Origin of the sequence: Shewanella sp. SM71 (genome assembly GCF_025653905.1) — a bacterium.
Taxonomy (GTDB): Bacteria; Pseudomonadota; Gammaproteobacteria; order Enterobacterales; family Shewanellaceae; genus Shewanella; species Shewanella oncorhynchi.
In genome coordinates this window covers 182,941-197,666 of sequence record NZ_JAKKRW010000001.1, presented here as the reverse complement: position 1 = coordinate 197,666, position 14,726 = coordinate 182,941, and the positions used below count along the sequence as shown (strand labels likewise).

12 protein-coding genes and 1 other annotated feature are annotated in these 14,726 nt (G+C 44.5%); of the genes, 1 reads left to right on the top strand and 11 read right to left on the bottom strand.

Going from position 1 to position 14,726, the window contains the following annotated elements; genetic code table 11:
* Positions 1-1,370: 1,370 nt before the first annotated feature.
* Positions 1,371-1,487: a sequence feature (Phe leader region), on the top strand.
* Positions 1,488-1,528: 41 nt separating this feature from the next.
* Positions 1,529-3,523: a chorismate mutase gene (locus L5L97_RS00860; RefSeq protein ID WP_263180817.1), complete on the top strand. Its 1,995-nt coding sequence runs from the start codon at positions 1,529-1,531 to the stop codon at positions 3,521-3,523.
* Positions 3,524-3,697: 174 nt separating this feature from the next.
* Here the strand turns inward: L5L97_RS00860 and L5L97_RS00855 are convergent, their stop codons facing one another.
* The 11 genes from L5L97_RS00855 to ffh all read right to left on the bottom strand — a co-directional run bounded on the left by L5L97_RS00855 (position 3,698) and on the right by ffh (position 14,702).
* Complete coding sequence (locus L5L97_RS00855; RefSeq protein WP_263180816.1) at positions 3,698-4,972, bottom strand: cation:proton antiporter; 1,275 nt, start codon at positions 4,970-4,972, stop codon at positions 3,698-3,700.
* Between the two features lie 43 nt (positions 4,973-5,015).
* A complete protein-coding gene (locus L5L97_RS00850; protein WP_028760805.1) occupies positions 5,016-5,351 on the bottom strand; it encodes a hypothetical protein in 336 nt (111 codons plus the stop codon).
* 156 nt (positions 5,352-5,507) lie between these two features.
* The gene (locus tag L5L97_RS00845) at positions 5,508-6,683 is read right to left on the bottom strand and encodes a hybrid-cluster NAD(P)-dependent oxidoreductase (RefSeq protein WP_263180815.1); all 1,176 of its coding nucleotides are present in this window, start codon (positions 6,681-6,683) and stop codon (positions 5,508-5,510) included.
* Between the two features lie 74 nt (positions 6,684-6,757).
* Entirely contained in the window at positions 6,758-8,422 is a 1,665-nt protein-coding gene (gene hcp, locus L5L97_RS00840; RefSeq protein WP_263180814.1) for a hydroxylamine reductase, read from the bottom strand.
* Between the two features lie 216 nt (positions 8,423-8,638).
* Entirely contained in the window at positions 8,639-9,778 is a 1,140-nt protein-coding gene (tyrA, locus tag L5L97_RS00835) for a bifunctional chorismate mutase/prephenate dehydrogenase (RefSeq protein ID WP_263180813.1), read from the bottom strand.
* A gap of 27 nt (positions 9,779-9,805) precedes the next feature.
* Positions 9,806-10,897, bottom strand: a complete 1,092-nt coding sequence (locus tag L5L97_RS00830) for a 3-deoxy-7-phosphoheptulonate synthase (RefSeq protein ID WP_263180812.1) — start codon at positions 10,895-10,897, stop codon at positions 9,806-9,808.
* A gap of 261 nt (positions 10,898-11,158) precedes the next feature.
* The gene (rplS, locus tag L5L97_RS00825; protein ID WP_006080791.1) at positions 11,159-11,512 is read right to left on the bottom strand and encodes a 50S ribosomal protein L19; all 354 of its coding nucleotides are present in this window, start codon (positions 11,510-11,512) and stop codon (positions 11,159-11,161) included.
* A 34-nt stretch (positions 11,513-11,546) separates the two neighbouring features.
* Complete coding sequence (gene trmD, locus L5L97_RS00820; RefSeq protein WP_028760810.1) at positions 11,547-12,293, bottom strand: tRNA (guanosine(37)-N1)-methyltransferase TrmD; 747 nt, start codon at positions 12,291-12,293, stop codon at positions 11,547-11,549.
* 15 nt (positions 12,294-12,308) lie between these two features.
* Positions 12,309-12,839: a ribosome maturation factor RimM gene (rimM, locus tag L5L97_RS00815; protein ID WP_006080789.1), complete on the bottom strand. Its 531-nt coding sequence runs from the start codon at positions 12,837-12,839 to the stop codon at positions 12,309-12,311.
* Positions 12,840-12,859: 20 nt separating this feature from the next.
* Positions 12,860-13,111, bottom strand: a complete 252-nt coding sequence (rpsP, locus tag L5L97_RS00810; protein WP_006080788.1) for a 30S ribosomal protein S16 — start codon at positions 13,109-13,111, stop codon at positions 12,860-12,862.
* 217 nt (positions 13,112-13,328) lie between these two features.
* Entirely contained in the window at positions 13,329-14,702 is a 1,374-nt protein-coding gene (gene ffh / locus L5L97_RS00805) for a signal recognition particle protein (protein WP_006080787.1), read from the bottom strand.
* Positions 14,703-14,726 lie beyond the last annotated feature (24 nt).

Genomic DNA, 14,726 nt, shown 5'->3' with positions numbered 1-14,726 from the left:
ATCTAAGCCTTATAGTTTTAAGCACTAAGGTTTTAAGTACTAAGGTTTACTGTTAATGATTAATTTTACTTATAATTTCTACGTTTAAAAGTTCAATTTTTATTTTCAACTAGGTTCCACTTTCAATAGCAAGTTTGGAAAGGAGGCAACACAAGAGCGAACAATTTGATTTTAGAAACAATCAAGTATGTTGGCATTCACTAAAAGCAGTACTCAATTTTGACCCAATATCAGGATGACCACCAGAAACAGGCGGCATTGCTGAATACCAGAGTTAACATAAGGAGCCGAGTACAGTACAACGAGTACATTAGCAAAACCTTTAACTATCAAACTTTTTATATCCACAATGGAGGCTCAGGTAAACATAAACAAAAATCACATTTACAAAAGCTACATGAATAAAAGCGTTTATTGTAAAACGGGTCAGCACCAATGCGTGCTAAACACTGAGATAAATGAGGTAACAACTGTCACGTTTAGTTAGATGTAGATTAGTTATATGAAGAGAGTCATATTTACACTGATATGTTAGTTAGCGTTTTTAGCGTGTGATTTAATGTAAGTGTTTAATGTAAGTGTAATACGTTGGTTCGATTAAAAGTCATTAGTTTACTTAGTATTATTTGTATAGTAAGAACTGTAAATCGTATAAATGTTTATTTATGTAATGTGTTAACGTTTACCATTAGTTGAGTTTTGATATTTATAGACACCTTAAATAATGTTTACTTATCAACTAAAAAGGAGGAAATCTAGACTTGACGAAAATTGTAATAACAGTAAACAAGAGCTTTTTATACGCTCCATGTATTAACATGTTAGGTTTTAAAGTAAAAAGTAATAATGGTAATAATGGTAATAATGGTAATAATGTAAGTAGCAAGACCTAAACGCGTGACAAGGCTAAGCTGTTCTTACAGCAAAATGTACCTAGTACAACCAATGAGCCGTAAATCGTTTATTTTTAAATGTTCGTTTTGTTAGTGTTAGTTTTTAATGTTATAGCTCCATGCAAGTGTTAATTGTTAAAATATAAGTGCAAGACATGTCAACGTAAGTTCGCTGGTACTGCAAACTGCATAGTTTCAAGGTTATACGCTATGCTGCATAAAGTACTTGTTAATGTTCATTGTAAATGCAAGTCGTTATCTAGTGAGTTGTCAACGTTTTACTGTTACACGTAAATGTAAGATAAACGAATGTGTTACCTTGTCCCACACTGACCATAAGGAGGATAAACTCGCTTGACCATATATACATACTTGAACCAAACCAGCGCACCCTCGGGTGCGCTTTCTTTTTAGATTACCTTTAAGAAAGTTTTGATTGACAGCTAAGCCCTAGCCCTTTAGTTTTAAGACCATGAAAATGATAACAGCAGCTTTTTTTACTTTCTTTTTTACACCCCCACTCTAGGAGGCGGATTTACTGTGTAAAAACGAAAGTAAAAATCCAAAGCCTCCCAACTGGGAGGCTTTTTTGTCTTAAACGATTGATAAAATACATGGCGGCAATTGAGGTCAGAATGCATACACCACAGCCTTTAAATCAAACCCGAGAGCAGATCACCCATCTGGATAATGAACTGCTGGCATTACTCGCTGAGCGCCGTCGCTTAAGTTTAGAAGTAGCCCGTAGCAAAGAAGTGGATGTCAGACCCATCAGAGATACTCAAAGGGAAAAAGAACTGCTCGCTCGACTCGTGAAAGAAGGCAGAGAGAAAGGATTAGATGCCCACTATGTTATCTCCCTTTACCAGAGCATCATTGAAGATTCAGTATTGAATCAACAAGCTTACCTTCACGGCCGCGCCAATCCAGAGACACAAAAACAACAGTATTGTATCGCTTACCTCGGTGCTAGAGGTTCATACTCTTATCTCGCAGCGACACGCTATTGCCAACGTCGCCAAGTTGAAATGCTGGACTTAGGTTGCCAAAGTTTCGATGAAATAGTGCAAGCCGTTGAGTCTGGACATGCTGATTATGGTTTCCTGCCGATTGAGAACACATCTTCAGGTTCAATCAACGAAGTCTACGACGTGCTACAGCACACCAGTCTGTCGATTGTTGGCGAAACGACGATTGAAGTCAGCCATTGCCTACTAGGAAAAGCTGGCAGTAAATTAGCTAAGATCAAAACTGTCTATGCCCACCCTCAGCCTATTAGCCAATGCAGCAGATATTTAACTCAACACAAAGACTTGAGACTGGAATACTGCTCAAGCAGCGCAGAAGCAATGGAAAAGGTAAACCAAAGTCCAGATAACAGTGCAGCAGCGATTGGCAGCGCCGAAGGTGGTGCACTCTATCAACTTGAGTCCATAGAAGCAGGTTTAGCGAATCAGAAGATCAACCAAAGTCGCTTTATCGTTGTTGCCCGCAAAGCCGTTGCCGTACCAGAGCAGTTACCCGCGAAGACTACATTGATCATGGCAACAGGCCAAAAAGCTGGTGCTTTAGTGGAAGCCTTACTGGTTCTAAAAGCGCATCAGTTAAACATGAGTAAATTAGAGTCACGCCCGATTCCAGGAACACCTTGGGAAGAAATGTTCTATTTGGATATCGACGCGAATATCTCCAGTGAATCTATGCAGGCAGGTTTAAAGCAACTAGAGCGGCTCACCCGGTTTATCAAAGTATTAGGCTGTTATCCTTGTGAAACAGTCAAGCCCACACAGCTAAGCAACAGCCAGCTACTGATTGAGCCCAGCACCTCTAAGGATCAAGTCATCAGCGAAAATGGTGCTAATGCCAGTCCAGTTCGATATAGCAAAGCCTATAAAGAGCAAGCCAGTGAAATCAACTGCGGCGCAATGACAATCGGTGCAGGGCATGTCTGTGCCATAGCCCAAATCACACTGAATAATGACATTTCACATTTAGCATTATCGGCTTTCGAGCAGCAAGTGAAGCAGCTTAAAGAAGCGGGATTCCAAGCCGTTTTGCTCAGCGCTGTTAATCAACTGACTATGGCAGAAATTACTCTCGCTAAACTACGCCAAATCCTGCATCAATATGGCCTAGTGTGCATTATTGCCATAGCGCAAGAAGCCGATATGCCATTAGCAGTCCAGCACGCCGATATGTTATTCCTCGCAGGCAAGCAGATGTTTAACCAAACTTTACTGACTCAAGCAGGAACCCTACCGATACCATTAATACTTGAGCGTAACGATATGGCAAGTTTTGAAGAATTACTCACGGCAACAGAAGTCATTTTAAGCCAAGGCAATCAGCAACTGGTTCTGTGTGACTCAGGCATTAGAACCTTAAATAACGCCAATCTACCTTCACTCGATTTAGCGAGCCTGATCCAGATTAAAGCCACGAGCCATTTGCCGATTTTAATCAACCCAAGTTATGCCGTATCAGATGATGCCCTATTGGTTCAAACACAAGGAATTAAGCAGCTTAAAGTGGATGGATTGATACTCAATTGTCCACTAGCTAGCAGTGATGACCATGAGTCGCTTAACTTAATAAGCGCTGTGGTACGGGAATTATATCGGGCAAATTAAAGCTTTGATCTTGAGTGATTTAATTTAAAGTGAAATGTGGTTAGTTCGAAGTGTGTTAAGGGATAAATGAGGCTTCTTTTATCCCTAATTGACTCAGACAAGCTTGCTAGCCAGTGTGATGACTAGCAGGCTTAATATTGTTTAGTATTGCAGCGCAGTGATCCTTTATGCATTTTAAGAAGAGCTAACGGTATTACTCCTACGGATAAGCCCTGTCATAGTAGAGCCCTGCACTAAAATCGAAAATACGACGACGGCATAGGTCATCACTAACAACAACTCCCGCAGCTCTACACCACCAATAGCATCTATGACGATACCCTCAGGCAAACTCATCGCCATAGCGAGGGCTAATCCTCCCCTTAAACCACCCCAAATCAAAATCGTCTCTGCATAGGGGTTGTATGACTTAAACAATCGAAAGCCCAAATAAGGTAATAACACACTCATTGCACGCGCCAACAAGACTATTGGTATAGCCACAAACATAAACCACCATAATGGTGCTTTGAAAGTGACTAACAAAAGCAATAAACCAAGCAATAGGAAGAGTAAGGCATTAAAGAAGGATTCAATCAGCGACCAAAAAGCAAATAGTTTCACTCGCTCGTTACGAGCAAAAAACTTAGGCACGCTGAAATTTCCTATGATCATCCCCGCACTCACCATAGCTAAAGGACCTGAAACACCAAGCACATCCGCCATGACATATCCCGCGGTTGGGATCAGCAGGGTAACCAGCATTAATTGCGTTTCTTCCTCGCAGTAGCGGAAAAAATGATGCAGCAGAAAACCAAGCACGCCACCGTAAATAACCCCACCTACCGCCTCACGAATAAATAACTCAGAGATATGGATAAACGTCAGTGGCTCGGTGGAGAAAGCCAATTGCGATATTGCCACAAAAATCACTAACCCTATGCCATCGTTAAATAAAGATTCACCTTCTACTTGAATCGCAATATCTTCCGGCGCACCCATTTTCTTTAAAATAGCCAAAACAGCGATAGGATCGGTGGGCGAAATCAAGGCGCCGAACAGTAAGCAGTGGCTGAATTGTAGCGGGAGACCCAGCATAGGCGCGAACCAAAATAACAGCCCACCTATAATAAATGTCGACAATAAGGTGCTTATAAAAGCAAGGATTAGGATCTCCCACTTTTGATGCCTCAGTATTTTTAAGCGGATTTGTAATGCGCCGGCAAAGAGTAAAAAACCGAGCATGCCATTGAGCAGTAAAGCTTGAAAATCGAGTTTCTCTAAGCCAGAGACAAAATACACATAAACGTCCCCACCTAAGGCCTTTCCCCCAAAGAGCAACAACAAACTCATTCCTAGGGCAATAGCAGTAATGGCCACAGTTTCCTGAAGTTTATGGACGCGAGAGGAAATAACCGAAGTCACTAGCGCCAACGCGCAGAGGACACACAGAATTTGGTAGCTGGACATAAGAGCCTCTAAAAATCATCAATTTAGAGACTCTAGCACAAGTTTAGATTTCTAAACCATCCAATAGACTTAACCACCCTTTAATGATCCTGTGGCAAAACCAAATGATCCCAAAGAGATAAATCGAAAGACTGAGCCAAGTCAGTGGAACGCAATAGCCGAGCACTAGCAAGCCAAGAAAGGCGAGATTAGAATGCCGTTGCCAACGCAAATGCGACGCCAATAATGGATTACCATGGAATTGGCGTTGGGAAAGATTAATGAACAAACTTAGCAGCACAGGAAGTAATAATAAGGGAAAACCCGACATCAAGGCGTACAACAAATGTCCCAGAGTACGGTCTTCAATTTTTGCGGCATAAGTGGTTGTCATTGTCATTGAGAGACTCCAGCCAGACTAATAGACTGGGCGCGAACATCATACGCCCTTGTCATTAACCTTACGTTCTCACTGAGATAAGCGCAACTAAGGATTAGAAATATTTCCATCCATTTAAAAATAAGTCACAAGTAAATGATGCTAATTAGCAGCACGTTAAAGTTTAAGTGTCACGTCGGATGCTAATGTTGTGGAGCAAGCGAGTACAAAACCGGCTTCAATTTCTGCAGTAGTCAGTGTCATCACGCTTGTCGATACCGTTTCGCCCTCCAAGACTTGACACTTACACGCGCCGCAAACGCCCGAACGACAGGCCGCAATAATCGGCAAACCTTCCGCCTCAATTCCCTCCAGCAGACTTTGTCCTTGATTTAGCGTCGTGCTTCGATCGCCAATAGACAAGGCGAAAGCCACTTCTGGTGGGTTTTCACTCGTTCCATCTGACGAGTTTGCTTGCATAAGCTGACTGCGGGCAACTTTCTCGGCCGTGGCAAAACTCTCATGGTATAACCGACTCATATCAAAATTGAGTTCGACCAATAAGGTTTTTACCGCTTGCATATAAGGTTCTGGCCCACAAAGGTAGATAGTACGCTCTGCAAAATCAGGTACTAAGGTTTGTAGCATCTGTGCACTTAACCGCCCGAAATCGAATGCTATCTTTGGTGAACACCCCAGTGTTTCAGTGACAGTCTCAAGTGCGTAGCTGAGCTTAAATGCATTAAAACGGTTGGCCATAGTCGCCAATGATGACTTAAAAATAATATCATTCTCTGATCGCGCACTGTGCACAAAGGCAATATCGGCATCAATTTGTGTATCAGTCAGATAACGCGACATAGAGTACATGGGGGTAATACCGCAACCAGCACTCAAAAAAAGGTATTTCTGCGCCGTTATAGCTAACAGATTAGCATCTAACTTTTCAGTCTCTGGCTGTTTATGGCTTAGCCGAGCAATATCAAACAGATTAAATTGCCCCGCGGGCGGCAGCACTCGCACACTCTGGCCGAGTAATAGATTGTCGATAAGATAATTAGATACGAGTCCACCCGCAACACGCTTAATCGTCACCATCAAGGAATATGGCCTAGATGGCGATGATGACAAGGTATAACTGCGGCACACTTGCTCGCCATTAATCTCAAGCACAAAGGTCATAAACTGACCGGGTTTATAGTCAAACTTCATCGGCTCGCCCGCTTGAAAACGAAAACTCACGACATCCGAGGTTTCATTCCAGCGTTCGACGCACACTAATTGATTAACACTTCCGGGTTTATGGGGCGAAACCGATAATGCCCGCGCTCCCGCTATCACACTCATGTTCATAGCATTTACCCACAAAACACTGCGGCCTCAGTAAACAAGCCAAAACCGCAGTTCAGCAACAATTCTTGGTTGATTTAAGCCACGTTTAACATATTTTTTAAATCGGCTTCGACTGTCGTGGTATTACGCAAGCCAAACTTATCTTCCAAAACTTTGGCTAAATTGGCCGTCAGGAATGCAGGTGGCGTCGGGCCTGTTCGAATATTTTTAACGCCAAGTGACAACAGCGTCAGCAGTACTACAATGGCTTTTTGCTCAAACCAAGAAAGCACTAAGCTCAGAGGTAATTCATTGATATCACATTCAAACACTTCAGCTAATGCAATCGCTAACTGAATCGCTGAATAGGCATCGTTACATTGGCCCACATCGAGCAAACGTGGAATACCGTTAATGTCACCAAATTCGAGCTTATTGAATTTGTACTTACCACAGCCTAGCGTCAGGATTATTGAATCCTTAGGTGTGGATTTAGCAAGTTCAGTGAAGTAGCTTCTGTCAGCTTTGTCGCCATCGCAACCGCCAACAAGGAAGAAATGCTTAATCGCACCACTCTTCACATTTTCAACCACGGCGGGCGCTGCGGCCATCAAGGCATTACGGGCAAAACCAATAGTGATAGTGTGTGGGATTTCATCATAGATAAAGCCTTCTAAGGCTAACGCTTTATCAATGACAGCCGAGAAATCATCTCCTTCGATATGCACCACACCAGGCCAGCCCACTATGCTGCGAGTAAAGATACGATCACTATAACTACCCACATTTGGATCGATAATACAGTTAGATGTCATCACCACAGCGCCAGGGAAATTGGCAAATTCTTGCTGTTGATTCTGCCAAGCACTGCCGTAATTTCCGACAAGATGTGCATATTTTTTAAAGGCTGGATACGCCAGTGCAGGAAGCATTTCACCGTGGGTAAACACATTGATACCCTTGCCTACAGTCTGCTCGAGAATAAGCTCTAAATCCTTCATGTCATGGCCAGAGACTAGTATGGCTTTGCCCTTAACTGACTTAGTGTTGACCACAGTTGGCTCAGGATGACCAAAGGCTTGAGTTTCACCCGCATCCAGCATTGCCATTATGTGGTAGTTCAACTGACCTATGTCCATAGCCGTAGTAAACAGCTTATCGCCATCAACACTCGGCTCACCTAAGAAAGACATAATTTCATGGAAGCGCCCTGCCACATCAGCATCAGTCTGACCCAACACGCGAGCATGCTCCATATAAGCAGCCGCGCCCTTAAGACCATATAAACACAATAACCTCAATCCCATGATGTCTTCATGAACTTCATGCTTATCTTTATTCAGCAATGCAATCGGTGCCTGCGCTAGCATTTCAATCTTACTGGTCCCCAGCACTAACTGAGCGACTTGCGGCACTTGCTCAGCAGCAATACCGGCTTGTTCACAAGCCGCTTCGTAAGAAGCTTTTAACTGAGCACGATACTTAGCCGCCTGCTGGATATAAGCCATAATGCGCTCATCATCGAAGTTGACGTTGGTGAGGGTCGCGAAAAAGGCTTTAGGCACAAAACTATCAATTTCAGCATCGATAATGCCCAGCTCGCGAGCTTTAACCGCATAAACAGACACGCCTTGCAGCATGTAAATCAGCAAGTCTTGCAGATCGGACGTTGCCGCCAACTTGCCACACATACCTTGGGAATAACTACACCCATTGCCAGCGGGTGTACGAATGGTTTGCTCACACTGAATACAGAACATGGATAGACTCCTAATTTAAATTCATGCTTTATTTTTGCATGTTTAAAGCTAGTCTACCTAAACGTGCCATAAGCGACACTCATTTCTAAAGTGAGATGCTAAATGTTAGAGAAAGATCACCTTAAGCAATTACTAATAAATACAATGTGACCTGTTAAAAATCCATAAAAAAATGCCCATCAATGATGGGCGTTTTAAAGAGTAACTGTTTATTTATTAATTGATTTTCATATCATTAACCGATTGCAGCATAATACGGCTTTCGCGTTGGAATTGAGGGGCAAAATCCCCAAACCATTTGGCGACACTTTGGAACTGCTTAATAAACTCGTTCCTGTCACCCCGTTTTAGTAGCTCTAACGCTTCACGGTAGTTGTCTAAATAATCACCAATAGCATGCTGACTATCTTGCTGGGCAAAAATAATATCGGCGTAAAGCTCTGGGCTTTGGGCGAATAAGCGCCCTACCATAGCCAATTCTAATCGGTAAATCGGCGAGCTAAATTGCAGTAAAGTATCGATATCTGCCTCTTCCTTACACAGATTCAAACCATACACAAAGGTCGAGAAGTGACGCATTGCCTGCACTAGCTGCATCGCATTGTCGTGACGCTCTGGTTCTGCTTCGACAATCCGCGCGCCCCAAATGGCGATCTGCTCAAGCAACCACTGGTATTTTTCCGGCAAGCGACCATGACACACCACCACGACTTGCTTCGCCAGACTGCCCACATCAGGACCAAACATAGGATGAAAACCAACGACAGGACCAGAATGCGCCTCAAGCATGGCTTTAACCGGCTCAGTCTTGATGGAGGTCAAATCTGCCAGAATGCAATCTGCTGGTAACTGGGTCAGTTTTTCACGAATAAGCTCACAGGTAATCGCAATAGGCACTGTCACTAACACCATCCCCGCATCGGCAAATAAGCTATCCGCTTGCCGCCAATCATCTTTATCGAGCAGATTCACTTGGTAGCCAGATAAGGTCAGCATTTGTGAAAATAGCCCACCGAGTTGCCCTTTACCGCCGACAATCACCACTGAGCCAAGATCTTTTTTAACTTGCTTAAAACCAACATCTTTTTCATTGAGGTAAGACTCACGCATCAAGCGACGCAAAATATCTTCGATCAACTGCGGCTCGATCCCCATAGTTTTTGCTTCTTCACGACGTTTAGCCAGCATGGCGGCTTCACGCTGAGGAGCATAAATAGGTAAACCGGCGCCGTGTTTCACCGTGCCCACTTGCGCAACGAGATCCAAGCGCTTACGCAGTAAGTGCAGTAATTGCTGATCAACACCATCAATCAGGCCGCGAAGGTGTTCTAATTCGGCCGTTGTTTTTTCATTCATACCTGAGTCCATTAAGCTGTAACCAATTTAAGCGTTAGCTACTTTAAGCATATCGAAACGCGTTGGAAGTATTGAAGATAACTTCGCTGCGCCTTCCCGTAAAATGGTTTCTGTTTTTTCCCAATTAATACAAGAATCTGTTACAGAAACACCGTAAGCTAGCTCGCTTAATGGCCTATCACAACTTTGATTGCCTTCATTTAAATGACTTTCTAGCATGACGCCAATAATCGACTTATTGCCGTTATAAATCTGCTCGAACACATCTTCACAGACAGGCTTTTGGCGGCTGTAGTCTTTGGATGAATTGCCATGGCTGCAATCGATGATCAAACGTGCATTGAGTTTGGCTTTGTGGAGCTGCATTTCACATTCAGCCACACTCGCCGCATCATAGTTGGGCGTTGCACCACCGCGTAAAATCACATGGCCATCGGGATTACCTGCAGTTTGCAATAATGCGACTTGGCCCTGTTGGTTAATACCCATAAATCTGTGACTGCTGGCCGCCGATTTTAGCGCATTAATCGCCACATCGAGCTTACCATCGGTGCCATTTTTAAAGCCCACCGGCATAGAAAGACCCGATGCCATTTCCCTATGGGTTTGCGATTCAGTGGTGCGAGCGCCAATGGCAGACCAAGTCACTAGCTCAGAAATGTACTGAGGACTGATAGGATCGAGTGCTTCGGTAGCAACTGGCAGTCCTAACTCGGCCAACCAAATCATTAGCTCACGGGCCATTTTCAGGCCTTTTTCGACATCGAAGGATTCATCCATATCGGGGTCGTTGATCATGCCCTTCCAACCTACCGTGGTACGCGGCTTTTCAAAGTACACTCGCATTAAGATGTAAAACTCATCACTGAGTTCATCGTGCAGAGTTTTAAGCCTTAAAGCGTATTCTTTTGCGGCGGCGATATCATGGATTGAGCAAGGGCCAGTGACAATCAATACTCGATTGTCACGCTTATGAACAATATCAGCCACGGTTTTGCGGGCATTGAGGATATAGCGATAAGCATGCTCAGAGAGTGGCAAGGCATTTTTAAGCTCTTGCGGCGTGATTAAGACTTTCTCTGAACTGATGTGTACGTTGTTAATCGTATCTTGTTGCATGCTTACCACCTAAGACTTAGTGTTTAACCCAGTTGTCGAAGCAGGACTTCAAGTCAGCTTGGGTATTCATTTCGGATAAAAAATAGCGTAAATCCATCGCAATGTAATTCTGTAACACTACACCATTACAGTAATGGCGACCACTATGCCTGTTCATTCTCTTTAGATCAAGTATAAATACTCAAAAAACAGCAACAAAAAACCGCCACTAGGGCGGTTTTCTGTGCGAACACTACGTCTTGTTTTCTGTAGCGGTAACTATTACTTAGTTGCCAGCTTCTCACGGATACGTGCAGATTTACCTGAACGATCACGCAGATAGTACAGTTTGGCGCGACGAACGCGACCACGACGCTTAACTTCAATGCTAGCGATCAGTGGGCTGTGCGTTTGGAAAGCACGCTCAACACCTTCGCCATTAGAGATTTTACGTACTGTGAATGCAGAGTGCAGACCACGGTTACGCTTAGCAATTACAACGCCTTCAAAAGCCTGTAAACGCTCTTTATCGCCTTCTTTAACACGAACCTGAACGACTACTGTATCACCAGCACCAAACGCAGGTACGTCTTGTTTCATTTGCTCATCGTTGAGCATTTTAATGATGTTGTTCATAACTTACTCCGTTCTAGAATTAACTGAGCTACGACTAAGCATGCTTGTTCATTGCTTCAACGAACTGCGCTAATAGAGTCGTTTGTTCGTCAGTCAGAGCTAGATTTTGCAATAATTCTGGCCGTCTAAGTAAAGTCCTACCAAGGCTTTGCTGTAAACGCCAGAGTCTAATTTGTTCGTGGTTGCCACTTAGCAGCACTGCCGGTACGTCAAGACCATCAAGGCTTTCAGGGCGAGTGTAATGTGGACAATCCAGTAAACCGTCGGAGAAAGAATCTTGCTCCGCCGAAGCTTGTTTTCCTAGCACGCCAGGAACCAATCTCGATACTGAATCTATCAGAGTCATCGCCGGTAATTCGCCGCCCGAAAGCACGTAATCCCCTATCGACCACTCTTCATCCACTTCCGTTTGAATGATGCGTTCATCAATACCTTCGTATCGACCACAGACCAAAATCAAACGTGATGATTGAGCCAACTCAGTGACGCCTTGCTGATCCAGCTTGCGTCCTTGAGGTGACAAGTAAATCACCTTCGCACCTTCACCCGCTGCGGCTTTCGCTGCATGGATGGCATCGCGCAAGGGTTGCACCATCATCAACATTCCGGGACCACCGCCGTAAGGCCTGTCATCTACCGTATTGTGTCTATCATGGGTGAAATCACGGGGATTCCACGTGTGCAACTCGAGCAGGCCGTTTTTCACGGCTCGACCCGTAACACCAAAGTCTGTCACGGCACGGAACATCTCTGGGAACAGGGTTATTACCCCTAACCACATCTGTTGTACCTCGACTTAGAAGTCAGGATCCCAATCCACTAAAATCTGTTTACCTTGCAGATCCACCGTTTTGATGAACTGCTCAGGGACAAAGGGGATCATACGTTCCACTTTGCCGAAACTATCTTTAGCGTTGGCTTTAACGAGTAATACGTCGTTCGATCCTGTTTCCACGATCTGATCGACAATCCCCATGTTATAGCCTGTTGTATTGACCACTTCGCAACCGATGAGATCACGCCAGTAGAATTCATCTGCTGGCAAATCGTTCATCTGTTCCGGCAAAATCGCAATCTCACAATTTGTGAGCATTTGCGCTTGCTCCCGTGTTTCTACGCCATCAAGTAAGGCAACAACGGCCTTGCCTTGATAACGCCACTGGGTGACCTTTATTTCGCGCCACTCACCATTTTCTTTAATAAGCCAAGGTGAATAGTCAAAGATACCTTCAACAGAATCGGTATAGGCGGTGATTTTCAGCCAACCTTTAATGCCATGACAGGAGCCTAATTTCCCCAGTACGACTGGCTGTTGGTTACTGCTCATCAATCTATACCTTAACGCTATTAAGCTGTTGCTTTACGAGCGTCTTTGATCAGTTTTGCTACACGTTCTGTAGCAGCTGCACCGTTAGAAACCCAGTGCTCAACGCGAGCTAGGTCTAAACGTAAAGTTTCTTCTTGGCCACGGGCCAATGGGTTGAAGAAACCAACACGCTCGATGAAACGACCGTCACGAGCGTTACGGCTATCAGCAACAACGATGTTGTAAAATGGACGCTTTTTTGCGCCGCCACGAGCTAAACGAATGGTAACCATGCGTTTTCAATCCTCTAATGATTTGCTTGAAGCAAAAATAAAAACTGGAACCCCGTGTTCGCGAAGAGTCCCAGATAGAAAGCCGGAAGATTTTACCTGACTTTCCAACGAATGCAACCAAAGATGGCGATTATTACGCCTGCGCCCTCAGTAAGCGGTTCATTGTTGCCAGAGTCAACCGACTGATAAAGTGCTAAGTTTAACTAAAAATGCCCGATTAACGTCCCGGAAATTTCATTCCTGGCGGCATCATGCCACGCATTCCGCGCATCATTTTTTGCATGCCGCCCTTAGCAGACATTTTTTTCATCATCTTTTGCATTTGAGTAAACTGTTTCAATAAACGGTTTACATCTTGAATTTGCGTGCCAGAACCAGCAGCGATGCGACGTTTGCGTGAGCCCTTGATTAAATCAGGGTTCTTACGCTCCTTGGAAGTCATCGAATTAATGATGGCTTCCATTTGGCCTGTCATCTTGCCGTCTTGGATTTGCGCTAAGGCTTCAGGGGGCAATTGACCCACTCCGGGCAATTTTTCCAGCATATTCATCATGCCGCCCATGTTTTTCATTTGCTGTAACTGCTCACGGAAATCTTCTAAATCGAAACTGCCACCTTGCTTCACTTTCGAAGCCAGCTTCATGGCCTTTTCTTTATCGACGCCGCGCTCAACTTCTTCGATAAGCGATAACACATCGCCCATGCCCAAAATGCGTGAGGCAATACGGTCTGGATGGAATGGCTCTAACGCGTCGGTCTTTTCACCCACACCGAGGAATTTAATCGGCTTGCCCGTAATGTGGCGAATCGATAACGCCGCACCACCGCGCGCATCACCATCGACTTTGGTTAAAATCACCCCTGTCAGTGGTAAAGCTTCGTTAAACGCCTTAGCCGTGTTCGCCGCATCTTGACCTGTCATAGCATCAACAACGAACAAGGTCTCGATAGGCTTGACCGCTGCGTGTAAGCCTTTGATCTCGTCCATCATGGCTTCGTCGACATGCAGACGACCCGCGGTATCGAGGATCACCACATCGATAAACTTTAATTTAGCGTGGGCAATCGCCGCTTTCGCAATGTCGATTGGCTTTTGGCTAACGTCCGATGGGAAAAACTCCACCGCCACTTCTTGGGCTAACGTCTCAAGCTGTTTAATCGCCGCGGGGCGATAAACGTCAGCACTGACGACTAATACCGATTTTTTATGGCGTTCGCGTAAAAATTTACCCAGTTTGGCCACACTGGTGGTTTTACCTGCACCTTGTAAACCCGCCATCATAATCACAGCTGGCGGCTGAGTGGCTAAATCTAGGGCTTCATTCGCCTCACCCATGGATTTTTCAAGTTCACTTTGAACTATCTTAATAAAGGCTTGACCTGGGCTTAAGCTTTTAGAGACTTCTTGGCCAACGGCACGTTCTTTTACATTATTAACGAATTCGCGCACCACAGGCAGGGCAACATCGGCCTCCAGCAGTGCCATACGCACTTCGCGCAGGGTTTCCTTAACGTTTTCTTCAGTTAAGCGACCACGGCCACTGATATTTTTCAGTGTGCGTGACAGTCTGTCGGTTAGGTTCTCAAACATCGTCCTGTTCTATACCTTTAAGAA